21 protein-coding genes and 2 tRNA genes are annotated in these 21,177 nt (G+C 65.3%); 12 read left to right on the top strand and 11 right to left on the bottom strand.

What is annotated here, in order from left to right:
* Positions 1-15 precede the first annotated feature (15 nt).
* From phoR to pstS, 7 genes are read right to left on the bottom strand one after another with little or no spacing between them, the layout of a single operon-like run.
* Complete coding sequence (gene phoR, locus AC1HIL_RS17735) at positions 16-1,359, bottom strand: phosphate regulon sensor histidine kinase PhoR (RefSeq protein WP_261213897.1); 1,344 nt, start codon at positions 1,357-1,359, stop codon at positions 16-18.
* Between the two features lie 44 nt (positions 1,360-1,403).
* On the bottom strand, positions 1,404-2,096 hold the full coding sequence (gene phoB / locus AC1HIL_RS17730; RefSeq protein ID WP_057594225.1) for a phosphate regulon transcriptional regulator PhoB: 693 nt from the start codon (positions 2,094-2,096) through the stop codon (positions 1,404-1,406).
* 38 nt (positions 2,097-2,134) lie between these two features.
* On the bottom strand, positions 2,135-2,836 hold the full coding sequence (gene phoU, locus AC1HIL_RS17725) for a phosphate signaling complex protein PhoU (RefSeq protein ID WP_057594226.1): 702 nt from the start codon (positions 2,834-2,836) through the stop codon (positions 2,135-2,137).
* Positions 2,837-2,862: 26 nt separating this feature from the next.
* The gene (gene pstB, locus AC1HIL_RS17720; RefSeq protein WP_057594227.1) at positions 2,863-3,648 is read right to left on the bottom strand and encodes a phosphate ABC transporter ATP-binding protein PstB; all 786 of its coding nucleotides are present in this window, start codon (positions 3,646-3,648) and stop codon (positions 2,863-2,865) included.
* 53 nt (positions 3,649-3,701) lie between these two features.
* Complete coding sequence (gene pstA, locus AC1HIL_RS17715; RefSeq protein ID WP_082321777.1) at positions 3,702-4,586, bottom strand: phosphate ABC transporter permease PstA; 885 nt, start codon at positions 4,584-4,586, stop codon at positions 3,702-3,704.
* Positions 4,583-5,662, bottom strand: coding sequence for a phosphate ABC transporter permease subunit PstC (pstC, locus tag AC1HIL_RS17710; protein ID WP_172705571.1), 1,080 nt, complete (start codon positions 5,660-5,662; stop codon positions 4,583-4,585). The genes pstA and pstC overlap by 4 nt, the downstream gene beginning before the upstream one ends.
* A gap of 41 nt (positions 5,663-5,703) precedes the next feature.
* The gene (pstS, locus tag AC1HIL_RS17705; protein WP_413763748.1) at positions 5,704-6,738 is read right to left on the bottom strand and encodes a phosphate ABC transporter substrate-binding protein PstS; all 1,035 of its coding nucleotides are present in this window, start codon (positions 6,736-6,738) and stop codon (positions 5,704-5,706) included.
* 251 nt (positions 6,739-6,989) lie between these two features.
* On the opposite strand from pstS, the gene AC1HIL_RS17700 reads away from it, so the two are divergent.
* Positions 6,990-8,510 (top strand): Ppx/GppA phosphatase family protein, encoded by a 1,521-nt coding sequence (locus AC1HIL_RS17700; protein WP_261213901.1) that lies wholly within the window; start codon positions 6,990-6,992, stop codon positions 8,508-8,510.
* Here AC1HIL_RS17700 and AC1HIL_RS17695 read toward each other — a convergent pair.
* Positions 8,476-9,411, bottom strand: coding sequence for a LysR family transcriptional regulator (locus tag AC1HIL_RS17695; protein WP_057594231.1), 936 nt, complete (start codon positions 9,409-9,411; stop codon positions 8,476-8,478). The two genes, AC1HIL_RS17700 and AC1HIL_RS17695, sit on opposite strands and share 35 nt — an antisense overlap.
* Positions 9,412-9,533: 122 nt before the next feature.
* Between AC1HIL_RS17695 and AC1HIL_RS17690 the strand changes: the two genes are divergently transcribed.
* Entirely contained in the window at positions 9,534-9,926 is a 393-nt protein-coding gene (locus AC1HIL_RS17690) for a nuclear transport factor 2 family protein (protein WP_057594232.1), read from the top strand.
* 21 nt (positions 9,927-9,947) lie between these two features.
* Here AC1HIL_RS17690 and AC1HIL_RS17685 read toward each other — a convergent pair whose 3' ends face one another.
* From AC1HIL_RS17685 to AC1HIL_RS17675, 3 genes are read right to left on the bottom strand one after another with little or no spacing between them, the layout of a single operon-like run.
* Complete coding sequence (locus tag AC1HIL_RS17685) at positions 9,948-10,409, bottom strand: SixA phosphatase family protein (protein WP_057594239.1); 462 nt, start codon at positions 10,407-10,409, stop codon at positions 9,948-9,950.
* Positions 10,410-10,434: 25 nt separating this feature from the next.
* Positions 10,435-12,765 carry a polyphosphate kinase 1 gene (ppk1, locus tag AC1HIL_RS17680; RefSeq protein ID WP_479672346.1) on the bottom strand — a complete coding sequence of 777 codons (2,331 nt, stop codon included), beginning with the start codon at positions 12,763-12,765 and terminating at the stop codon, positions 10,435-10,437.
* Positions 12,762-13,655 (bottom strand): GNAT family N-acetyltransferase, encoded by an 894-nt coding sequence (locus AC1HIL_RS17675; protein WP_261213907.1) that lies wholly within the window; start codon positions 13,653-13,655, stop codon positions 12,762-12,764. The genes ppk1 and AC1HIL_RS17675 overlap by 4 nt, the downstream gene beginning before the upstream one ends.
* A 164-nt stretch (positions 13,656-13,819) precedes the next feature.
* On the opposite strand from AC1HIL_RS17675, the gene AC1HIL_RS17670 reads away from it, so the two are divergent.
* From AC1HIL_RS17670 to AC1HIL_RS17625, 10 genes are all read left to right on the top strand, one after another.
* Complete coding sequence (locus AC1HIL_RS17670; protein WP_057594235.1) at positions 13,820-15,511, top strand: FAD-dependent oxidoreductase; 1,692 nt, start codon at positions 13,820-13,822, stop codon at positions 15,509-15,511.
* Between the two features lie 39 nt (positions 15,512-15,550).
* The gene (locus tag AC1HIL_RS17665) at positions 15,551-15,814 is read left to right on the top strand and encodes a UBP-type zinc finger domain-containing protein (protein ID WP_203205608.1); all 264 of its coding nucleotides are present in this window, start codon (positions 15,551-15,553) and stop codon (positions 15,812-15,814) included.
* 116 nt (positions 15,815-15,930) lie between these two features.
* Positions 15,931-16,638: a glutathione binding-like protein gene (locus AC1HIL_RS17660; protein ID WP_057594237.1), complete on the top strand. Its 708-nt coding sequence runs from the start codon at positions 15,931-15,933 to the stop codon at positions 16,636-16,638.
* A gap of 36 nt (positions 16,639-16,674) precedes the next feature.
* A tRNA-Pro gene (locus tag AC1HIL_RS17655) sits at positions 16,675-16,751 on the top strand.
* A 49-nt stretch (positions 16,752-16,800) separates the two neighbouring features.
* Positions 16,801-16,877, top strand: a tRNA-Arg gene (locus AC1HIL_RS17650).
* Positions 16,878-17,008: 131 nt separating this feature from the next.
* Positions 17,009-18,196, top strand: a complete 1,188-nt coding sequence (locus tag AC1HIL_RS17645; protein WP_479672345.1) for a tyrosine-type recombinase/integrase — start codon at positions 17,009-17,011, stop codon at positions 18,194-18,196.
* Positions 18,197-18,416: 220 nt separating this feature from the next.
* Entirely contained in the window at positions 18,417-19,670 is a 1,254-nt protein-coding gene (locus AC1HIL_RS17640) for a hypothetical protein (RefSeq protein WP_479672344.1), read from the top strand.
* Positions 19,671-19,799: 129 nt separating this feature from the next.
* Positions 19,800-20,471 carry a hypothetical protein gene (locus AC1HIL_RS17635; protein WP_479672343.1) on the top strand — a complete coding sequence of 224 codons (672 nt, stop codon included), beginning with the start codon at positions 19,800-19,802 and terminating at the stop codon, positions 20,469-20,471.
* A 45-nt stretch (positions 20,472-20,516) separates the two neighbouring features.
* Complete coding sequence (locus tag AC1HIL_RS17630; protein ID WP_479672342.1) at positions 20,517-20,813, top strand: hypothetical protein; 297 nt, start codon at positions 20,517-20,519, stop codon at positions 20,811-20,813.
* Between the two features lie 71 nt (positions 20,814-20,884).
* On the top strand, positions 20,885-21,127 hold the full coding sequence (locus AC1HIL_RS17625; RefSeq protein ID WP_479672341.1) for a hypothetical protein: 243 nt from the start codon (positions 20,885-20,887) through the stop codon (positions 21,125-21,127).
* The last annotated feature ends 50 nt before the right edge of the window (positions 21,128-21,177 follow it).

Here is a 21,177-nt window from a genome sequence, read left to right as displayed (position 1 = left end):
AAGCGCCGCGGCCGTTCAGGCCGGCTGCCGCGCCATCACCCGCGCCTCGCGCACGCGCGTGGCCGGGAACACCAGCGCGAAGCGCGAGCCCTTGCCCACCGTGCTCTCGATGCGCAGCTCGGCGCCATGGCGCTGGGCGATGTGCTTGACGATCGCCAGCCCGAGCCCGGTGCCGCCGGTCTCGCGCGAACGGCTGCGGTCGATGCGGTAGAAGCGCTCGGTCAGGCGCGGGATGTGCTCGGCCGCGATGCCCGGGCCGGTGTCCTTCACCGCGTACTCGCCGCGACCGTCGGGCAACAGGCGCCAGCTCACCGCCACCTCGCCGCCACCGGGCGTGTAGCGGATCGCGTTGCTCAGCAGGTTCGACATCGCGCTCTGCAGCTCGGTGGCCGCGCCCGACACCTCGGAATCGGCATCGATGGCGAACGACAGCTTGTGGCCCAGCTGCGGCGAGAGCCGCCCCGACAGGCCGCGGCCTTCGTCCTCGCACTGCGCGAGCAAGGCGCGGATGCGCGTCCACTGCGTGCCGCCGGGGGCGGCGCTGCCCTCGAGGCGCGACAGGGTCAGCAGGTCGTTGACCAGCGTCTCCATGCGGTGCGACTGCTGGCCCATCAGACCGAGGTAGCGCGCGCGCTCGTCGGCATCGAGCGGCAGGTTCTGCAGCGTCTCGACGAAGCCCGCGAGCACCGTGAGCGGCGTGCGGATCTCGTGCGAGACGTTGGCCACGAAGTCGCGCCGCATCGCCTCGGCCTGCTCGAGCGCGGTGATGTCGCGCGTGAGCAGCATGCGGCGATTGCCCGCGTAGGGATGCACCTGCACCGACAGTCGCACCGGGTGGCTGCGCTGCGTGCCCAGGCCATGGCCGTCGATGACGACGTCGCGGCTGTAGTTCCACGATGCCAAGTAGGCCACGAAGGCCGGATCGCGCACGAGGTTGGCCAGGTGCTGCAGCAGGTCGCGCTCGGCATCGATGCCGAACTGCGCCGCCGCGGTCTGGTTGCACCACTCGATGCGGCCCTGCTCGTCGAGCAGCACCACGCCGTTGGGCGAGGCCTGGATCGCGGCGAGGAATTCCTGCAGCCGGTCGTCGGCCTGGCGGATCTGCTGCTCGCGGTCGCGCAGCAGCTTGCGGATGCGTTCGGCCAGCTCGCCCCACATGCCGACGCCGCGGCTGGGCAAGCCCACCGCGTCGTTGCGCAGGATCAGCAGCAGCCGCTTGGCGCGCCAGGCATCGAAGCCCAGCCAGACCACCGCGCCGACCCAGGCGCCGAGCCAGCCGAGCTTCCAGCCGAAAAAGGCTGTAACGCCCACTCCGCCTAGGAGAGACGCTATTAAAAAGGTAGCGATGCGAAACGGCATGGCGGGCGATTATCCGCGCCCGCGGGCGGAGACGCTCACGGCGGTCAAACGGTGGCTTGGGCCGTCAGGCGGTAGCCGGCACCGCGCACCGTCTCGACCATCGGCGAGGCCGCGCCCAGCGATTCGCGCAGGCGCTTGACGTGCACGTCGACCGTGCGCTCCTCGATGTAGACGTGGTCGCCCCACACCTTGTCGAGCAGCTGGGCCCGGCTGTGGACGCGCTCGGCGTGCTGCATCAGGTAGGCCAGCAGCTTGAACTCGGTCGGGCCGACCTTCAGCGCATTGCCCTGCCAGGTCACGCGGTGGGTGGCGGTGTCGAGGGCCAGCTCGCCGATCTCGACGCGCTCGGTCACCACCTCGGGCGCGCGGCGGCGCAGCACGGCGCGGATGCGCGCGAGCATTTCCTGGGTGGAGAAAGGCTTGGTGATGTAGTCGTCGGCGCCCGCGTCGAGGCCGGCCACCTTGTCGGGCTCGTCGCCGCGCGCGGTCAGCATCAGGATCGGGACGGCCTTGGTACGGGGGTCCTTGCGCCATTGGCGCGCGAGCTGCAGGCCGCTCTGGCCCGGCAGCATCCAGTCGAGCAGGATCAGGTCCGGCAGGAAGGCATCGATCTCGCGCTGGGCCGCCGCGCCATCCTCCGACCAGATCGGCTCGAAGCCGTTGTGGCGGAGGTTGACGGCGATCAGCTCGGCGATCGAGGACTCGTCTTCGACGATCAGGACTCGGGGTTTTTTCATGCTTTCTTGGGAGTCTTGCCGCAGTCGTACTGGTGTCGTTACTGCAGCGCCGACTCGATTTCCTGCATCGAAGTGTGCCGCACATCGGCACCCTTGACGATATAGATGATGAACTCGGCGATGTTCTTGGCGTGGTCGCCGATACGCTCGATGGCCTTGGCCAGGAACAGCAGGTCGAGGCTGGCGGAGATGGTGCGCGGGTCTTCCATCATGTAGGTGACCAGCTTGCGCACGAAGCCGTCGAACTCCTTGTCGATCAGGTCGTCGTCCTTGAGGATCGACAGCGCCGCGGCGGTATCGAGGCGCGCGAATGCGTCGAGCGCGGTGCGCAGCAGGTTCGAGGCCAGGTCGGCCGCGATGCGCAGCTCGGTGGTCGGCAGCACGCGCGAGGCGCCGCTCTCGATGATCGACTTGACCATGCGCGCGATCTTGTTGGCCTCGTCGCCCACGCGCTCGAGGTTGGCGGTGGTCTTGGAGATCGCGATCAGCAGGCGCAGGTCGCGCGCGGTCGGCTGGCGGCGCGCGATGATCGACGACAGCTCGCGGTCGATCTCGATCTCCATCGCGTTCACGCGGTGCTCGGTTTCCATCACGCGGTCGGCCGCGTCCGAATCGAACTGCAGCAGCGCGTAGATCGCCTGGTGGATCTGCGACTCGACCATGCCGCCGAGTTCCATCACGCGCGACGAGACGCCGTTGAGTTCGCTGTCGAACTGGCTGGAGAGGTGTTTTTCAGTCATGGTGTCGTCCTCTTTGCGTTGTTGCATCAGCCGAAGCGGCCGGTGATGTAGTCCTCGGTCTCCTTGCGCTGCGGCTTGAAGAACATCTGCTCGGTGGCGCCGAACTCGATCAGGTCGCCCAGGTACATGTAGGCGGTGTAGTCGCTGCAACGCGCGGCCTGCTGCATGTTGTGGGTCACGATGACCACCGTGTATTCGTTCTTCAGCTCGGCGATCAGTTCCTCGATCTTGGCGGTCGAGATCGGGTCCAGGGCCGAGCAGGGTTCGTCGAGCAGCAGCACTTCGGGCTTGATCGCGATGCCGCGCGCGATGCACAGGCGCTGCTGCTGGCCGCCGGAGAGGCCCGAGCCGCTTTGCTGCAGCTTGTCGCGCACCTCGGTCCACAGGGCCGCCTTCTTCAGCGCCCATTCGACGCGGTCGTCCATCTCGCTGGCCGAGAGGTTCTCGAACAGCTTCACGCCGAAGGCGATGTTGTCGTAGATCGACATCGGGAACGGCGTCGGCTTCTGGAACACCATGCCGACCTTGGCGCGGATCAGCGCCACGTCCTGCTTGCTGGTCAGCAGGTTCTCGCCGTCGAGCTCGATGGCGCCCTCGGCGCGCTGCTCGGGATAGAGCTCGAACATGCGGTTGAAGGTGCGCAGCAGCGTCGACTTGCCGCAGCCCGAGGGGCCGATGAAGGCCGTGACCTTGTTCTCGGGGATCTCGAGGTTGATGCCCTTGAGCGCGTGGAACTTGCCGTAGTAGAAGTTCAGGTTCTTGACCGAGATCTTCGCGGGCGATGCGACGGTGGGAGCGGTGATGGGTGCCATGTTGCGTTTCTCTTGTTCGTTCTGTGCGGGTTGCGGTGGAAGCCGTCCCGGCTTCAGTGCTTGGTGCGCGTCAGGACCCGCGCCAGGATGTTGAGGGCGAGCACCGCGATGGTGATCAGGAACACGCCGGCCCAGGCCAGCTGCTGCCAGTTCTCGTACGGGCTCATCGCGAACTTGAAGATGGTCACCGGCAGGCTGGCCATCGGCTGGGTCACGTCGGCGGTCCAGAACTGGTTGTTGAGCGCGGTGAACAGCAGCGGCGCGGTCTCGCCGGCGATGCGGGCCACGGCCAGCAGCACGCCGGTCACGACGCCGGCGCGCGCGGCGCGCAGCGTGATGCTCAGGATCACCTTCCACTTCGGCGTGCCGAGGGCGTAGGCGGCTTCGCGCAGTCCCGGCGGCACCAGTTGCAGCATGTTCTCGGTGGTGCGGATCACGACCGGGATCACGATCAGCGCGAGCGACAGCGCGCCGGCCAGGCCCGAGAACTGCTTGAAGTAGGCCACGACCACCGCGTAGACGAACAGGCCGATCACGATCGACGGCGCCGACAGCAGGATGTCGTTGACGAAGCGCGTGACCGAGGACAGCATGCCCTTCGGGTTGTACTCGGCCAGGTAGATGCCGGCCATGATGCCGATCGGCGTGCCGACGAAGGTCGCCAGCAGCACCATCACGAAGGAGCCGAAGATGGCGTTCAGGATGCCGCCCGCTTCGTTCGGCGGCGGGGTCATCTCGGTGAAGGCCGCGACCGACAGGCCGCCGATGCCCAGACGCAGGGTTTCCCAGAGGATCCAGACGAGCCAGAACACGCCGAACACCATCGCGGCGAGCGACAGCGTGAGGGCGATCTTGTTGACGCGGTTGCGCGAGGCGAACCGGGCCTGGCGGGTTTCGGCCAGGGTCTTGGCGTTGATGAGGGATTGGCTTGTGCTCACGACTTCTTTCCTTCGCTCTTCTTCATTTGCGCCAGCAGCAGCTTCGACAGCGACAGCACGACGAAGGTGATGAAGAACAGCACGAGGCCCAGGTACATCAGCGCGGCCTGGTGCAGGCCGGCGCCGGCTTCGGCGAACTCGTTGGCGAGCGCCGAGGTGATGCTGTTGGCCGCCTCGAACACCGAGAGCGAGTTCAGCTGGTTCATGTTGCCGATCACGAAGGTGACGGCCATGGTCTCGCCGAGCGCGCGGCCCAGGCCGAGCATGATGCCGCCGACGACGCCGGCCTTGGTGTAGGGCAGCACGACCTTGGAGACGACCTCCCAGGTGGTGGAACCGAGGCCGTAGGCCGATTCCTTGAGCAGCGGAGGCGTGACCTCGAACACGTCGCGCATCACCGAGGCGATGAACGGGATGATCATGATCGCGAGGATGATGCCGGCCGACAGAATGCCGATGCCCACGGGGGGACCGGACACCAGCGCGCCGAGGTAGGGCACGCCGGCCAGCAGCTTCTGCAGCGGTTGCTGGACCCAGGTCGACAGGATCGGGCCGAAGACCAGCAGGCCCCACATGCCGTAGACGATCGAGGGCACGGCGGCCAGCAGTTCGATGGCGGTACCCAGCGGGCGCTTGAGCCAGCCGGGCGAAAGTTCGGTGAGGAAGAGCGCGATGCCGAAGCTCACGGGCACCGCGATCACCAGGGCGATGGCCGAGGTGGCCAGCGTGCCGTAGATCATCACGAGGCCGCCGTATTCGTTCTGGACCGGGTCCCACACGCTGCTCGTGAGGAAGCCGAGGCCGTACTTGGTGATGGCGGGCCAGGCGCCGGCGATCAGCGACAGCAGGATGCCGATCAGCATCGCGAGCGTCAGCAGCGCGGCGCCCTTGGCGGCCCAGCCGAACAGGCGATCGACCATGGGGCCGGAGCGCGACGCCTTCATCGGCGGCGGTGCGGTGGTACGGCCCTGCTCGGCGGAAAGGTCGAGCGTGGTGGCAGCGGCGGGGAAAGTGGATGACACAGGTCGCTCCGGCAATGACGAAAGCGGCGCGCCATCGAGCGGATTGCTGCTCATGGCGCGCCGTGTTTTCTTTTTCTGATCAGGGAGAAGAAGGCTTACTTGAAGGCGACGGGCTTGCCCGATGCGTCCTTGACTTCACCCCAGGCCTTGGCGATCGTGGCCTTCACGGCGTCGGGCATCGGCACGTAGTCCAGTTCGTCGGCCGTCTTGTCGCCGCTCTTGTAGGCCCAGTCGAAGAACTTCAGCACGGTGGTGGCATTGGCCGGCTTGTCCTGCGTCTTGTGCAGCAGGATGAAGGTGGCGCCGGTGATCGGCCATGCACCCTTGTCCGACTGGTTCGTCAGCACTTGATAGAAGCTCTTGTTCCAGTCGGCACCGGCGGCGGCGGCCTTGAAGGCGGTGTCGTCGGGCGAGACGAAGTTGCCGGCGGCGTTCTGCATCTGGGCGTAGGTCATCTTGTTCTGCTTGACGTACGCGTACTCCACGTAGCCGATCGAGTTCGGCAGGCGGCCCACGAAGGCGGCGACGCCTTCATTGCCCTTGCCGCCCGCGCCGGTGGGCCAGTTCACGGCCGTGCCTTCGCCGACCTTGCTCTTCCACTCGGCGTTGACCTTCGACAGGTAGTTGGTGAACAGGAAGCTGGTGCCCGAACCGTCGGCGCGGCGAACCGGGGCGATGGCAGCGTCGGGCAGGTTCAGCGAACCGTTCAGGGCCTTGATCGCGGGGTCGTTCCACTTCGTGATCTTGCCGAGGTAGATGTCGCCCAGCACCTGGCCGCTGAGCTTGAGTTCGCCGGGCTTGATGCCCTGGATGTTCACGACCGGGATCACGCCGCCGATGACGGTGGGGAACTGCATCAGGCCCTTGGCCTGGAGTTCGTCGTCCTTCAGGGGAGCGTCCGACGCGCCGAAGTCGACGGTCTTGGCTTCGATCTGCTTCAGGCCGGCACCCGAACCGACCGACTGGTAGTTGATCTTGACGCCGGTGGCCTTGTTGAAGTCCGAAGCCCACTTGGCATACAGCGGGGCCGGGAAGCTGGCACCGGCACCGGTCACGTCCTGGGCGAACGCGGGGAGAGCGAAAACCGCGGCGACGAGGCCGGCGGTTGCAAATTTGAACGTCGTTTGCATGAAGCTTCCTTTAGAAGTAAGAAGTAGTCCCCTTTCGGGCTTGCGACGGACTCTAGAAAGCTTGTGTGACATCGATGTGACACCCTCCTGTCGAGGGAAAATGGCGTCGTGGAGCCCTCCGGCTCTGTGACGCTGTCACACAACCGTCATGCACCCGATCTAGCCTCTAGCCCTCGCTGCGGCGTCGGTCGGGAAGGTGGCGTTACTCTTCCAGGACCTTCGAACCAGGCCCCCGCCTTCTCTACTCCAACATGCAAAATGGCACCCGCCTCGCAGCGGTCGATCTAGGCTCCAACAGCTTCCGGCTCGAAATCGGTCAAGTCGATCACGGTCAGATCCACCGCACCGAATACCTGAAAGAGACCGTGCGCCAGGGCAACGGCCTGGACAGCGCGCGCAACCTCACGCCCGAAGCCATGCAGCGCGGCTGGGACGCCCTCGCCCGCTTCGGCGAGCGGCTGGCCGGCTTCAAGCGTTCGCAGGTGCGGGCCGTCGCCACCCAGACGCTGCGCGAGGCGCGCAACCGCGAGGAATTCCTGCTGCGCGCGCGCACCATCCTGGGTTTCGGCATCGACGTGATCCCGGGGCGCGAGGAAGCCCGCCTGATCTACCAGGGCGTGGCGCACATGCTGCCCCACAACGACGCGTCGGACCGCGAGCGCCGGCTGGTGATCGACATCGGCGGGCGCTCCACCGAGATGATCATCGGCCGCGCCCTCGAGGCCGAGCTGATGGAGTCGTACCGCGTCGGCAGCGTCGCCTGGTCGATGAAGCACTTCCCCGAGGGCCAGTTCACCGCCGCCGCCTTCCGCGCCGCCGAGGTCGCGGCCAAGGCGGTACTCGACGACGCGCTCGGCAGCTACACGCGCGACCAGTGGGACGTGGCCTATGGCGCCTCGGGCACGATCGGCGCGGTCGGCGACGTGCTGGCCGCGGCCGGCGGAGAGCCCGGGGTGGTCAAGCGCGAGGGCCTGGACTGGCTGCTCGACCGGCTGCTCAAGGCCGGCGGCGCCGACAAGCTGCGCATCGAGGGCATGCGCGAGGACCGCAAGGCGGTCATCGGCGGCGGCCTCAGCGTGCTGCGCGCGGTGTTCGACCTGCTGGGCATCGAGGAGATGAAGGTGGCGCAGGGCGCCCTGCGCCACGGCGTGCTCTACGAACTGCTGGAACGCGACGAGAGCGTGGCCGACATGCGCACCACCACGGTCGCGCGGCTCGCCAACCGCTTCGCGGTCGACCCAGCCCAGGCCCGGCGCGTGGGCGACACCGCCGCCGCCCTGTTCGTGCAGCTGGCGCCGGCCGCGCGCGGCGGCAGCACCACCAGCCGCGCCGGCCGCGCGCTGCGCAAGCTCGGCTGGGCCGCGCAACTGCACGAGATCGGCGCGCTGGTCTCGCACAGCGACTATCACAAGCATGGCGCCTACATCCTCGACAACACCGACGCCCCCGGCTTCGCGGTCAACGAGCTGCACACCCTCGCCCAGCTGGTGCTGGGCCAGCGCGGCAAGCTGCGCAAGCTCGAGGGCTCTCTCGACGACGAGACCTTCGTGACGCAGCTGCTGGCGCTGCGGCTGGCGCTGATCCTGTGCCACGCGCGCCGCGATCCCGCGCCCGATGCGCTGCACCTGTCGACGCTCGGCACCCGCACCTTCTCGATCGCCTGCGCGCCCGACTGGGCCGAGGCCTTCCCGCAATCGGCCCACCTGCTGCGCGAGGAGGTGCTGGCCTGGCAGAAGATCAGTACCTGGCGCGTGGACCTGGCGGGCTGCTGAGCCGCTCGAGCAGGAAGTCGATGAACACCCGGACCCGCCGCGGCATGTGGCGGTGCGCGGGATGGATCAGCGAGAACGGGCGCGACGCGCCCGCGAAGTCCGGCAACAGCTCGACCAGCGCGCCGCGCGCCAGGTCTTCCTCGACGATGAAGCGATAGGTCTGCAAGAGGCCCGCGCCCGCGCGCGCCAGGGTCACGCCGCCGAGGATGTCTTCCGAATAGCGGATGCCGCCCTGCGTCGCATGTTCGAAAACGCCGCCCTCGCCGTGCAACAGCCAGGGCACCGGCTGCCCCGTGCTCGGCAGCGTGAACTGGATGCACTCGTGCGCCGCCAGGTCGGCCAGCGCGCGCGGCGCCGGCCGCGACGCCAGGTAGGACGGCGCGGCCACCACCACCAGCGCGGCGTCCTCGAGCCGGCGCGCGACCAGCCCCGAGTCGGGTGGCGTGCGGCCACGCACCGCGAGGTCGAAGCCGCCCGCGGCGAAGTCGACGTTGCGGTTGCTCAGCTGGATGTCGAGCGACACCTCGGGGTACAGCGCGCGGAACGCGGGCAGCAGCGGCAGCACGCGGCAATGGCCGTACGAGGTCGGCAGGCTGATGCGCACCGTGCCCGCGGGCACGCGCTGCTGGCCCGCGAGCTCGCGCTCGGCCTCGGAGAGCTGGGCCAGCGCCTGGCGGCACTGCGCCACGTAATCGCGCCCGGCATCGGTCAGCCGCACCTGCCGCGTGGTGCGCGAGAACAGCTGCACGCCCAGCCGCGCCTCGAGCCGCGCGATCGAGCGGCTCACCGCCGCGGGCGTCAGGCCGGCCGCGTTGGCCGCGGCGGTGAAGCCTTCATGCTCGGCCGTCAGGCACAGCAGCTCGATGCTGCCCAGCATCACGTTGTCGAAGCGCAGGGCCATGGTGACCGCCTATTACTCTATGTAATCAATGAAGTGAATCATCGCCCATTTACGCGCACCCACTGCATCAATAGCATCGTGACTGTTGTCATCCACATCGCACGAAGAGAGAGGAAGCTGTCATGAACACCGATCACGCCCCCGCCCCCTACGACGCCATCGTCGAGCTGCTCGGCCGCTACTTCGAGGGCCTGCACCGCAGCGACACCGCGATCCTGCGCGAGGTCTTTCACCCCGCGGCGCTCTATGCCACCGCGACCGAAGGCCCGCTCTACACGCTGGACATGGCCAGCTACTTCCCGATCGTCGACAAGCGCCCCTCGCCCGCCAGCAAGGGCGAGCCGCGCACCGGCCGCATCGTGGCGATCGAGTTCGCGGGGCCGGTGACCGCCTTCGCGCGCGTCGAATGCGCGATCGCGCCGAAGCACTTCACCGACCTGCTGACCCTGGTGCGGGTGGACGGGCGCTGGCAGATCATCTCGAAGGTCTTCCACTTCGAGCTGCAGCCGGCCTGAGCGGCGCGGCCTCGAACAGGTTCAGAGCAGTTCGGGCGACTGCACCGTCACCACGACGGTCTGCACGTCGCCATCGCGCTCGCGCGTGCGGATCCACCACAGCGCGCCCTTGCGCACCGGGCAGCTGTCCTGCTTCAGGCCCAGCAGCAGCGAGATCGCCTGCCCCAGCGAAGGCTGGTGGCCGATCATCAGCACCACCGACTTGCCGTTGGGCCAGCCGGCGGAGGCCAGCAGCGCATCGGCGGTGGTGTCGGGTGCCAGTTCGCTGCGCAGCTTGTACTTGCGCCCGAGCGCCAGCGCGGTCTGCTCGCAGCGCCGCGCGGGGCTGCTGATGATGCGCGTGCCGTCGGGCAGCTGGCGGTCGAGCCAACTGGCCATGCGCTTGGCCTGCTTCTCGCCGCGCGCGGTGAGCGAGCGCTGCATGTCGTCGCAGCCCTCGGTCCAGTCATCGGCTTCCGCATGGCGCCAGAAGATCAGGTCCATGGTCATCGTCTTTCGAACTTCGGCTTCATTCGCCGGATGCGACGTCACGGGGCCCTCGCGCTGCGTAGCGGTTCATCAGGGCGGCCTGCGCGCCGTGCGCCTCGATCGCACGCGACGCACCGGCTTCGCCCGGGTGCGTGTCGTGGTCGATGCGGGTGTAGACGCCATCGGCGCCGAGGTCCCAGGCATCGCGGCCGTCGTGCAGGTAGGCGACCAGGCACTCGTCGATGAGGCGCTGGCGCAGCACGGGGTCGGTCACGGGCCAGGCGAGCTCGATGCGCCGCATCATGTTGCGGTTCATCCAGTCGGCGCTCGAGAGGTAGAGCGACTCGTCCTCGCCATGGCGGAAATAGAACACCCGCGAATGCTCGAGGAAGCGGCCGATCACCGAGCGCACGCGGATGTTGTCGGTCAGCCCCGGTACCTGGGCCGGCAGCGTGCAGGCACCGCGCACGATCAGGTCGATCTTCACGCCCTTCTGCCCCGCCTGCACCAGTGCCGCGACCAGTTCCTCGTCGGTCAGCGCATTCATCTTGGCGACGATGCGCGTGGGCTCGCCGCGCTCCGCCGCCGCGGCCAGCGTGGCGATCTGCGCGCGGATGTTGCTGTGCAGGTCGAAGGGCGCGAGCCACACGCGGTTGAGCTTGGGCAGCTTGCTCTGGCTCGCGAGGTGCACGAACACCGCTTCCATGTCAGCGGTCAACAGCGGATCGGCCGTGAGGTGGCTGATGTCGGTGTACAGGCGCGCGGTGCGCGGGTTGTAGTTGCCGGTCGACAGGTGGCCGTAGCGGCGCATCTGCTTGCCCTCGCGACGGGTCACCAGCAGCATCTTGGCGTGGGTCTTCAGGCCCACCACGCCGTACACCACCTGGGCGCCGATCGACTCGAGCATCTCGGCCCAGTTGATGTTGGCCTCTTCGTCGAAGCGCGCCTTGAGCTCCACCACCACGGTGACTTCCTTGCCGCGGCGCACCGCCTCGCGCAGCAGCTCCATCAGCTCGGAGTCGGCGCCGGTGCGGTAGATGGTCTGCTTGATCGCCAGCACCTGCGGGTCGTGCACCGCCTCGCGCAGGAAGGCCAGCACGCCCTCGAAGCTCTCGAAGGGCTGGTGGATCAGCACGTCGCCGCGCTGCAGCCGCTCGAAGAAGGACTGCGCGGGCGACAGCGTGATCGGGTAGGAGGCCTGGTAGGGCTTGAAGCGCAGCTTCGGCTCGTCGAGCAGGTCGGCCAGCTGCGTGAAGCGCGCGAGGTTGACCGGGCCGTGCACGCGGTACAGCGCCTCGGGCGGCAGGTTGAACTGCTCGAGCAGGAAGCTCGCGAGCGACTCGGCGCAGCTGGCCGACACCTCCAGGCGCACCGCCTGGCCGAAGTGTCGGTGCTGCAGGCCCTGGCGCAGCGCGGTGCGCAGGTTCTTCACGTCCTCCTCGTCCACCGCGAGGTCGGAATGGCGCGTGACGCGGAACTGCGAGAAGTCGCCGACCTCGCGCCCCGTGAACATCGAGGACAGGTGCGCGCGCACCACGCTCGACAAGGCAACGAACAGCGTCTTGCCGTCCGACACCTTGGCCGGCATCTTGATCAGCCGCGGCAGCACGCGCGGCACCTTCACGATCTGGATCGGGTTCTCGCGTCCGAAGGCGTCCTTGCCGCCGAGGCGCACGATGAAGTTCAGCGACTTGTTCGCGACCTGCGGGAATGGATGCGAGGGGTCGAGCCCCACGGGCAGCAGCAGCGGGCGCACCTCGCGCTCGAAATACTCGGCCACCCACTTGCGCTGCGCGGGGTTGCGCTCGCCGTGCGAAATGATGTGGATGCCGTGCGTGCCGAAGGTCGGCATCAGCTCGTCGTTGTAGAGCGCGTACTGGCGCGCCACCAGCGTGTGGACCGCCTCGGCCAGCCGGCGGAAGGACTCGACCGTGTAGGTGCCCTTGTGGTCGTCGGCGCTGCCCGCGATCAGGTGCGGCGCGGCGCGGACCTCGAAGAACTCGTCGAGGTTCGACGAGACGATGCACAGGTAGCGCAGGCGCTCGATCAGCGGCACCTCGGGGCGATGCGCCCAGTCGAGCACCCGTTCGTTGAACGACAGGATGCTGTGGTCGCGGTCAAGCAAGGTGAATTTCGGCGTCTCGGCCACGGAAGGCAGCGAATCGGCCGGATCGGAAGGCATGGACACGGATTCTGGAACAAGCGGCACCACGGCCGTGCTCGATAAAGGGAATGTGACAGTGTCATGCGGGTTTGTGACATTTGCATGACTTTCCCGTGACGCCGTCGACATGCCTACTTTCGACTGCGCCTCCCCGTCCGGCGGCAGGACGGACGACCCGTTCGCGGGTCGGACGACCGCTGGTTTCATGCGCCCAGGAAATGCTTGCGGTAGCGCGCCGGCAGGTCGTCGATGCGCATCAGCATCGGCAGGTCGGCGGTGTTGAAGTCCGGATCCCAGGCCGGCGCGCCGAGCACCTTGGCGCCCAGGCGCAGGTAGCCCTTGATCAGCGCAGGCGGTTCCACGTCGAGGCTGCCGTCGAGGCGCTCGACCGGCAGCGCGAGCCGCGGCTGCACCTGGTACTGGATCGGTGCCATGTGGCTGGCCGAGAGCTGGCGCCAGATGCTGGCCGCCGCGTCGCCGCAGGTCACGCCGTTGTGCGACATCGGGATGCTGGCGCAGCCGATCATGGTGTCGAGCTTGTTGCGGTGCATGAAGCCGGCCAGCGCGCCCCACAGCGCCAGGATCACGCCGCCCTGGCGGTGCTCGGGGTGCACGCAGCTGCGGCCCAGCTCGACCATGCGCTCGCGCAGGTCGCGCAGGCGGGTCAGGTCGAATTCGGTGTCGCTGTAGGTGCTGCCCACGCGGCGCGCCTGGGCCGGCGTCAGCACGCGGTAGGTGCCGATCACCTGCTGCGTCAGTTCGTCGCGCACCAGCAGGTGCTCGCAGAAATCGTCGAACAGGTCCACGTCGTGGCCGGGCAGCGAGGTGGAGATGCGGGCGCCCATCTCGCCGACGAACACTTCATAGCGCAGGCGCTGGGCGGCGCGCACGTCGTCCTGGTGACGGGCCCAACCCACGGTGATGCCCTGCTTGGCCTCGATGACGGGGGCCGGGACGACGACCGCGGGGCTGACGGCAGCGGGGGCCTTGGGCGTCGCGGCGGTGGCGGCGCTACCGACGACACCGGGCGTGGGCCAGAGGGCTGCGCGGAGCCCGAGCTGCGACAGCGGAAATGTCGGGTTGGGCAGTTCTTTCATGTGGAAACCCTTTCTGCTGGGCGAGTCTCGGCACCCGTGGTGAAAAGCGCGTGTCATGGCCGTGGCAATTGCATGACGATGTGACGGGCCGTTGGAAGCGCTTCTTTGGCGTCTAATGCCTCGACCGCCGACGCTCGGCAATCCCCACCGGAGACTCTGGACCGATGGCCACCGCAGATATTTCCAGCACCGCCCCCGCCGGCGGTAACCGCCAGTTGCAGACCTTTCCGGTGCTCAACGACAGCGAGATCGCGCGCATCGCGCGTTTCGGCAGCGTGCAGCACTTCGCGCGCGGCAGCCGGCTGTTCACCGCCGGCGAGGTCGGCGCCGGCATGTTCGTGCTGCTCAAGGGCGTGGTCTCGGTCACCCAGCGCGATGGCCTGGGCCACGTGGTGCCGATCGTGCGTCAGGGGCCGGGCGAATTCCTGGCCGAGGTCGGCCAGCTCAGCGGCCGCCCCGCCCTGGTCGACGGCCATGCCGAGGAGGACGTCGAGGCGCTGGTGCTGCCGCCCGCGCAACTGCGCGCCCTGCTGGTGGCCGAGGCCGACCTCGGCGAGCGCATCACCCGCGCGCTGATCCTGCGGCGGGTGGCGCTGATCGAATCGGGCGCCGCCGGACCGGTGCTGATCGGCCAGCCGCAGTCGCCCGACATGGCGCGGCTCGAGAACTTCCTGCGCCGCAACGGCCATCCCTATCACCTGGTCGACGCCGACCAGGACCCCGACGCCGCCGCGCTGCTGGCGCAGTACGGCGGCCACCAGCTGCTGGCCGTGTGCCCCAACGGCTCGGTGCTGGTGAACCCGGCCGAGGACGCGCTGGCGCTGTGCCTGGGCATGGTCGATGCCGCGGCGCACGACGAGCTCTACGACGTGGCAGTGGTCGGCGCCGGCCCGGCCGGCCTCGCGACCGCCGTCTATGCCGCCTCCGAGGGGCTGCGCGTGATCGTGCTCGACTGCCGCGCCTTCGGCGGCCAGGCCGGCGCCAGCGCGCGCATCGAGAACTACCTGGGTTTTCCCACCGGCATCTCGGGCCAGGCGCTGGCCGGCCGGGCCTTCGTGCAGGCGCAGAAGTTCGGCGTCGAGATGCTGATTCCGGCCAAGGTGGCCTCGCTCGACTGCGCGCGCACCAACCCCGACGGCAGCCTCGCGATCGCGCTGGCCGACGGCCGCCGCATTTCGGCGCGCACAGTGGTCGTCGCCAGCGGCGCGCGCTACCGCCGCCCCGGCGTGCCGCGGCTGCACGAATTCGAGGGCCGCGGCATCTGGTACTGGGCCTCGGCCATCGAGGCCAAGCTCTGCGCGCAGCAGGAGGTCGCGCTGGTCGGCGGCGGCAACTCGGCCGGCCAGGCGGCCGTGTTCCTCTCGCACCACGCGGCCAAGGTCAACGTGCTGGTGCGCGGCCCCTCGCTCGCGGCCAGCATGTCGCGCTACCTGATCGACCGCATCGAGGCCACGCCCAACATCTCGCTGCAGCCGCACACCGAACTCGTGCGGCTGCACGGCGACCCCGACGAGGGTCTCACCGGCGCCACCTGGCGCTGCCACAGCACCGGCGCCGAGCACGACTGCCCGGCGCGCAACATCTTCCTGTTCGTCGGCGCCGAGCCCGAGACCGACTGGCTCGCGGGCTGCGGCGTCGCGGTCGACAAGCACGGCTTCGTGCAGACCGGGCCCGACGCCAGCGCCGGCTTTCCCGCGCGCCCGGCCACCGCGCTCGAGACCAGCGTGCCCGGCGTCTTCGCGGTCGGCGACGTGCGCTCGGGCTCGGTCAAGCGCGTGGGCGGTGCAATCGGCGAAGGCGCGGCGGTGGTCGCGCTGATCCACCAGCACCTCGCCTCGAACTCGGCCGTGGCCTGAGTCCAAATCCCTCACCCATTCATCCAGGAGAACCCGCGCATGCGCATCAAGCCCTGCGAACACGTCCCCGCGGAGATCGCCGCGCCCCACACCCTGCGCGGCTGCGAGGAATGCCTCAAGACCGGCGACAGCTGGGTGCATCTGCGCCTGTGCGTGCACTGCGGCCACGTCGGCTGCTGCGATTCGTCGAAGAACCGGCATGCCACGCGCCATTCGCAGGCCGAGGGCCATGCGGTGATCCAGTCGCTCGAGCCTGGCGAGGACTGGATGTGGTGCAACGCGCACGAGCGGCAGGTGGGCTGAGGCTCGCGCCGGTCATTGGCCGTGCGGCGCACGCCCGCGCGGCCGCCTGTATATGCTGGCTGCCGCGTCGAGGAGCCCCTCTTCGCCGCCCCCATCCAGACCGGAGACTCGACAACATGCCCGAACCGAAGACCATCGAGGTCTATTCCTGGCCCACGCCCAACGGCCACAAGATCCACATCATGCTCGAGGAGTGCGGCCTGCCCTACCGCGCGCACCCCATCGACATCGGCAAGGGCGACCAGTTCGCGCCCGACTTCCTGCGGATCAGCCCCAACAACAAGATCCCCGCCATCACCGACCCCGACGGCCCGGACGGCGCGCCCATCTCGCTGTTCGAATCGGGCGCCATCCTCGTCTACCTGGCCGGCAAGACCGGCCAATTCCTGCCCCAGGGCGACCGCGCGCGCTACGACGTGCTGCAGTGGCTGATGTTCCAGATGGGCGGCGTCGGCCCCATGCTCGGCCAGGCGCATCACTTCCGTCTCTACGCGCCCGAGAAGATCGCCTATGCCATCGACCGCTACACCAACGAGGCCAAGCGCCTCTACGGCGTGATCGACAAGCAGCTGTCGACGCACCGCTTCATCGCCGGCCCGGACTACAGCATCGCCGACATCGCCATCTTCCCGTGGCTGCGCAGCTGGCAGAACCAGGGCATCACCCTCGAGGACTATCCGCGCCTGAAGGACTGGTTCGACGGCATCGCCGAACGTCCCGCCGTGCAGCGCGGCGTGAAGGTGCTGGCCGACCTGCGCAAGCCCATCACCGACGACAAGGCGCGCGAAATGCTTTTCGGCAAGACCCAGTACGAGAAGCGCTGAGACCGCCTCATATTCGGGCTAGAATAGAAGGCTTGTCGGGGTGTAGCGCAGCCTGGTAGCGCATCTGGTTTGGGACCAGAGGGTCGAAGGTTCGAATCCTTTCGCCCCGACCAAGAATCTTCTTTCTTGCTTTCCTTCTTTGCTTTCTGTTCCGCCTGGAATCTGCCCGTAGCTCAGTTGGATAGAGCACCTGCCTTCTAAGCAGGTTGTCGGGGGTTCGATCCCCTCCGGGCAGGCCAACTAAGCTCTTGATTTCATTAGGTTTTTCCGACGCACCGCGAAAAACCGAACCTCCCAAAGCGCCTCAAAACGACCCTCCGCTACCCAAAAAGGTAGCGGTGCTACCCGCCCTTTCTCGTACGCTTCTGCCATGGCGCAGAACATCCAGGAACGCGACGGTCGCTACCAGCTTCGCATCAAGCACAAGCTGCTCGATCGCCCCTATTTCTCCACCTTCGAGACCGAAGCTGAAGCTGTCGAATATCGCGACACGCTCAAGTCCTATTTGAAGCGCGGCATGGTGCCGAGAGGCATCCAACCAGATGCACCTACCGTGCGAGATCCGCTCGTGGTGGAGGTCATTCGCTCGTACGAAAAACTCGGCCCCATCACGTCCTTCGATGCCGAGATGCTGAGCGCAACGATGGGCGATTTTCTCGGCGTGCGCGTGTCGAGCATCACGGCCGAGTGGGTCGACGTCTTCATCAAGAACCTGAAGATGCGATCGAACAATTCCCCGGGCACCATCCGCAAGAAAGTGGGAGTCTACGGACGCATCCTCGATTGGCACTTCCGCCGCACCACCGCGCACGGAGAGCAAAAACCGGCGAACCCCTTCCGGCACCTGCCGCGCGGCTACAGCACCTACACCACCGACGAGGCCGCAGCGCTGCGCAAGGCCAACGGTGAGCGTTCGTGCTCGAAGCCAGGCAAGCTGAAGCTCGCGAAGCGAGATCAAACACGTGACCGCCGCTTCGCGCCTGGTGAAAGCGATCGCATCGACATGGCGCTGCGCGGCGAGCGCTTGCCGGGCGCGAAGTGGGTGCGACAGGCGAACCCCGACCTTCAGATGCTCTACGACCTGATCGTTGATTCCGGCCTCCGGCTGCGCGAGGCCTACACATTGCAAGCCGAGTATTTGCAACTGGATCGCGGTTTCACCAAGGTCGACGGGACCAAGGGCCGCGGCGGCAACATTAAGCCGCGCATCGTGCCGTTGAAGCCGGCCCTTGTCGCGAAGCTACGCCCCTACGCCGAGGGCAAGGTCGGCAACCTCTTCCCGTTCTGGGACGGCACCCAGGAAGGGAAGAAGAAGACGACCCGCGCGCTGGTGCAGGCGTTCCGGCGGCTCTTCGCGCACGCCCGCGTGCCGGACTTCAAGGAGCACGACCTTCGGCACGAGGCCTGCTGCAGGTGGTTCGAGCTGCGCGGGAAGGATGGCCGCTGGCTCTACAGCGACGTCGAAATCTGCAAGATCATGGGTTGGTCAGACTACTCAATGGTGCTGCGCTATGCGTCAATCCGCGGCGAAGATCTAGCCGCACGCATGGCGGCTTGACCCTTCCCCTAATCGCCCGGCGATCCGCAGCGCAAATTTCTCAAAACTTCTTCCATCACGAGCAGGTCCGGCAGCCCTCGCCCCCGAAGCTTCACGACCTGAATTTCCAGTCGACTGTCCCTTTGGAGGAGTGCAAGCACCGGGCAGAGGGAACATCATTGAAACCATTGTTTACTCATGCATTGCATTAGGTAACAATGAGTGTCGATCAGGAGACTATGTGCATTCGAACTATCAACCTCTTGTTGCAGCGCTAGATGCCCTTTATCAAGCCATTGCTACCAACAAGGAAAAGCGATCCCTTCTTGAGTTATCCGGGTGGAATTTTCCGGCTCTAGATAGTGTTGATTTCTGCTATTTCGTTTCAGATTTAAAAAACTATATTCTAAAGAACTCGGATGACGAAGGCGACTCCGAGTTAAATGTTGTTGAAATCGTTAAGCGACTTAACCTTCTTCAGACCCACACCGTTCCTCAACTTTTCTCTGGAAATGGAAACCAAGCCGCACCCGCCTTAGTTCTATCTCTTCAAGGAATGGAAAAATGGGTTAAAGACTTTTGGCCTGAAAAAATTGAACTCGAACCCAATACCGTCCCATATAAAGTTGCACGACAAGCCCGCACCGCACTAACACGACTAGAGCAGGCTACCTCTAGCATCCAAGGGATAGAAGAAAAACTGAGCGTCATCATAGATGCTCACACCGCCGCCGAAGCACTGCCAACCGATCTCGAAGAACTCAGGCAATTGCGAGCTTCGATGCTCTCAGCATCGCAACAGGCAACTGCCGACAAAGAATCTATTAGCAGTGATAGAGTCGCGGCGCGAAAGGAATTAGAAGAGATTGAACGGGAAAACGTATTGGCTGAGCAGCTAGTGCGAAATTGTGAAGAAGCGTACAGAATCACGACAACCAAGGGGTTATCTGCTGCATTCGCACAGCGCGCGTTTCGCCTATCTGCATCGATGTGGGTTTGGGTCGTCGGTCTGATTGGGGCATTACTCTCAGTTGCCCTCATAGGCCACGACCGTATCGCAGCGCTATCCGCTCTAATTTCAGAAGATCCTAAATGGGGAATTGTAATTTTGAATCTAGTTTTGTCGGCACTAAGTGTTGGCGCTCCGCTTTGGTTTGCCTGGGTGGCCACGAAGCAGATCGGACAAAGATTTAGGCTAGCGGAGGATTATGGCTATAAAGCAAGCATAGCAAAAGCATATGAGGGCTATCGCAAAGAGGCCGCTCGAATAGACGAGAAATTTGAAGCCGAGCTTTTTTCAATTGCACTCAGTCGTCTTGACGAGGCACCGCTACGGATGGTCGAAAATGAGACTCATGGCAGTCCTTACCATGAACTCCTTGCCACTGCCAAATCGGATCCGAGTGCCGCTAAAGAAATTTTGCAAGCATTTAAGTCTCGCCTTATTAAAAAGCCTTCTCAAGAAGGCTCTGACGAAGTAAAAGCCGAGCAATAGTTAGGACCTTCGCCGGGCGAGGCTAGGGTCATCGATGCCTAGGAGTTGAGCGACATTCTTCGAGCACCCTCGCGCGAGGTATAACCCTACCGGGGGCAGCTTGGCGCAACGCGCGATCGAGGATAGAACATGAAAGACAGGAGATTTCTGGCAGGCGTTGTTGCATCCACGATTTGGATCGGTTTTGCCATTTGGGCACTTCATACCCAAGACCCCCCCACAAAACTAAATGAATGGGGAGACTTCATTGCCGGATTTTCAGCCCCCCTTGCTTTTTTGTGGCTGGTGCTTGGCTATATGCAACAAGGAGATGAACTAAAACAAAATACAGAAGCTCTTCGCCTCCAGGCAGAGGAGCTACGCAACTCAGTCCAGCAACAGGCGGACCTCGTTGAAGTCAGTCGCCAGCAGCTTGCACAAGAGGCGGAAAAACTTGATTTTGAAAAGCGTCAGCGACTGCTGGCAGCTCGTCCCAACTTTGTACTTCAGGCGCGAGGGGTAACCGCCGATTTAGCTAACCCCCCGCGCACCGCCGTAGAATTTGGAATGATGAATGTCGGCAACAGCGCTACGGAAATTACGGGCTACTTCAGGGAGAACGGCGTCAATTTTCAATTTTTGCAAAATTCAGCCATGAGTCGAGGCACTCAAATTCAATTTCGAATCTCCTGCTTGCAGGAGATTAAAACAAGCCTTTTATTCATTTATCGGAACGCCGACGGAATTAGCGGCTCCACAACCTTTGACTTTTGTCTTGAGAGTTACGGGCCAAGCATCGGAGCTCCTGTAACCAACGAATAGAATACTTTTCACAAATAGCGCCAGCACACCAATCGAGGAGCGATCATGAAGTACGGAATCGACTATCAGTTTATGCCTAAAGGGGCCCGGCGCCCTCTCGACGATGGAATCATTTTTCCCATTGAGGCCAACGAAGACACCGGCACGGTAATTCTCCCAAACATCGGTGACTACGTCGAAATCCAGAATGGAAGCGCGCGAGGTGCACACGCGAGTTTTTCAGGTCGCGTCAAGTCGAGACTGTTTCGCTACATGCGCGCTGGCGACGAACTTTTCTGTGGTGTGAACATCGTGGTGGAAGAGGTCGACGACGCGGTGTTCGCACAGCTCATCAAGGAATGATGCTAACTCGATGCGGGTCAGCATCTTAGTTGGCCACCGTGAGGAAAACTAAAAATCATCCAGGACCATTTATGTCTACCGCGAATTTCAAAAGGGCTGTTTCAATGGCGGCGAAAAAGCCCGCTGGAGTTATCGTGTCGCCGGAATTGTTTCGCAGCTTGGTTAAAGAACAAGCCATCCAGCGCAGACTTGGGACGCCTTGGGGCCTTGCCGCTCCTTCGCTAGGCCTTGAGCTCCCGTTTTATGACGAGGACGTTTACGTGGCTTGCGACCCCGAGCTCGACGACTTTGACTACAAACTTCCGCAAGCCTGATTTCGATGCCGGCCCTCACAGCAACTGGTTGAGTAGCGATGAGAAAGAGG

The sequence above is a fragment of the Variovorax sp. ISS6 genome (assembly GCF_056523145.1).
Note: the sequence above shows the minus strand (reverse complement) of the source record. Positions and strands in the feature narration are given on the sequence as shown.

What these genes read in the sequence shown, in the direction of transcription:
- AC1HIL_RS17645 (WP_479672345.1), top strand. Translation starts at nt 17,009, where the DNA reads ATGGCGCAGAACATCCAGGAACGCGACGGTCGCTACCAGCTTCGCATC.
- ppk1 (WP_479672346.1), bottom strand. Translation starts at nt 12,765, where the DNA reads ATGAAACCAGCGGTCGTCCGACCCGCGAACGGGTCGTCCGTCCTGCCG.
- AC1HIL_RS17670 (WP_057594235.1), top strand. Translation starts at nt 13,820, where the DNA reads ATGGCCACCGCAGATATTTCCAGCACCGCCCCCGCCGGCGGTAACCGC.
- AC1HIL_RS17635 (WP_479672343.1), top strand. Translation starts at nt 19,800, where the DNA reads ATGAAAGACAGGAGATTTCTGGCAGGCGTTGTTGCATCCACGATTTGG.
- pstC (WP_172705571.1), bottom strand. Translation starts at nt 5,662, where the DNA reads ATGAGCAGCAATCCGCTCGATGGCGCGCCGCTTTCGTCATTGCCGGAG.
- AC1HIL_RS17695 (WP_057594231.1), bottom strand. Translation starts at nt 9,411, where the DNA reads ATGGCCCTGCGCTTCGACAACGTGATGCTGGGCAGCATCGAGCTGCTG.
- AC1HIL_RS17685 (WP_057594239.1), bottom strand. Translation starts at nt 10,409, where the DNA reads ATGGACCTGATCTTCTGGCGCCATGCGGAAGCCGATGACTGGACCGAG.
- AC1HIL_RS17675 (WP_261213907.1), bottom strand. Translation starts at nt 13,655, where the DNA reads ATGAAAGAACTGCCCAACCCGACATTTCCGCTGTCGCAGCTCGGGCTC.
- phoU (WP_057594226.1), bottom strand. Translation starts at nt 2,836, where the DNA reads ATGACTGAAAAACACCTCTCCAGCCAGTTCGACAGCGAACTCAACGGC.
- AC1HIL_RS17625 (WP_479672341.1), top strand. Translation starts at nt 20,885, where the DNA reads ATGTCTACCGCGAATTTCAAAAGGGCTGTTTCAATGGCGGCGAAAAAG.
- phoB (WP_057594225.1), bottom strand. Translation starts at nt 2,096, where the DNA reads ATGAAAAAACCCCGAGTCCTGATCGTCGAAGACGAGTCCTCGATCGCC.
- AC1HIL_RS17690 (WP_057594232.1), top strand. Translation starts at nt 9,534, where the DNA reads ATGAACACCGATCACGCCCCCGCCCCCTACGACGCCATCGTCGAGCTG.
- AC1HIL_RS17630 (WP_479672342.1), top strand. Translation starts at nt 20,517, where the DNA reads ATGAAGTACGGAATCGACTATCAGTTTATGCCTAAAGGGGCCCGGCGC.
- AC1HIL_RS17700 (WP_261213901.1), top strand. Translation starts at nt 6,990, where the DNA reads ATGCAAAATGGCACCCGCCTCGCAGCGGTCGATCTAGGCTCCAACAGC.
- pstS (WP_413763748.1), bottom strand. Translation starts at nt 6,738, where the DNA reads ATGCAAACGACGTTCAAATTTGCAACCGCCGGCCTCGTCGCCGCGGTT.
- AC1HIL_RS17665 (WP_203205608.1), top strand. Translation starts at nt 15,551, where the DNA reads ATGCGCATCAAGCCCTGCGAACACGTCCCCGCGGAGATCGCCGCGCCC.
- AC1HIL_RS17660 (WP_057594237.1), top strand. Translation starts at nt 15,931, where the DNA reads ATGCCCGAACCGAAGACCATCGAGGTCTATTCCTGGCCCACGCCCAAC.
- pstB (WP_057594227.1), bottom strand. Translation starts at nt 3,648, where the DNA reads ATGGCACCCATCACCGCTCCCACCGTCGCATCGCCCGCGAAGATCTCG.
- phoR (WP_261213897.1), bottom strand. Translation starts at nt 1,359, where the DNA reads ATGCCGTTTCGCATCGCTACCTTTTTAATAGCGTCTCTCCTAGGCGGA.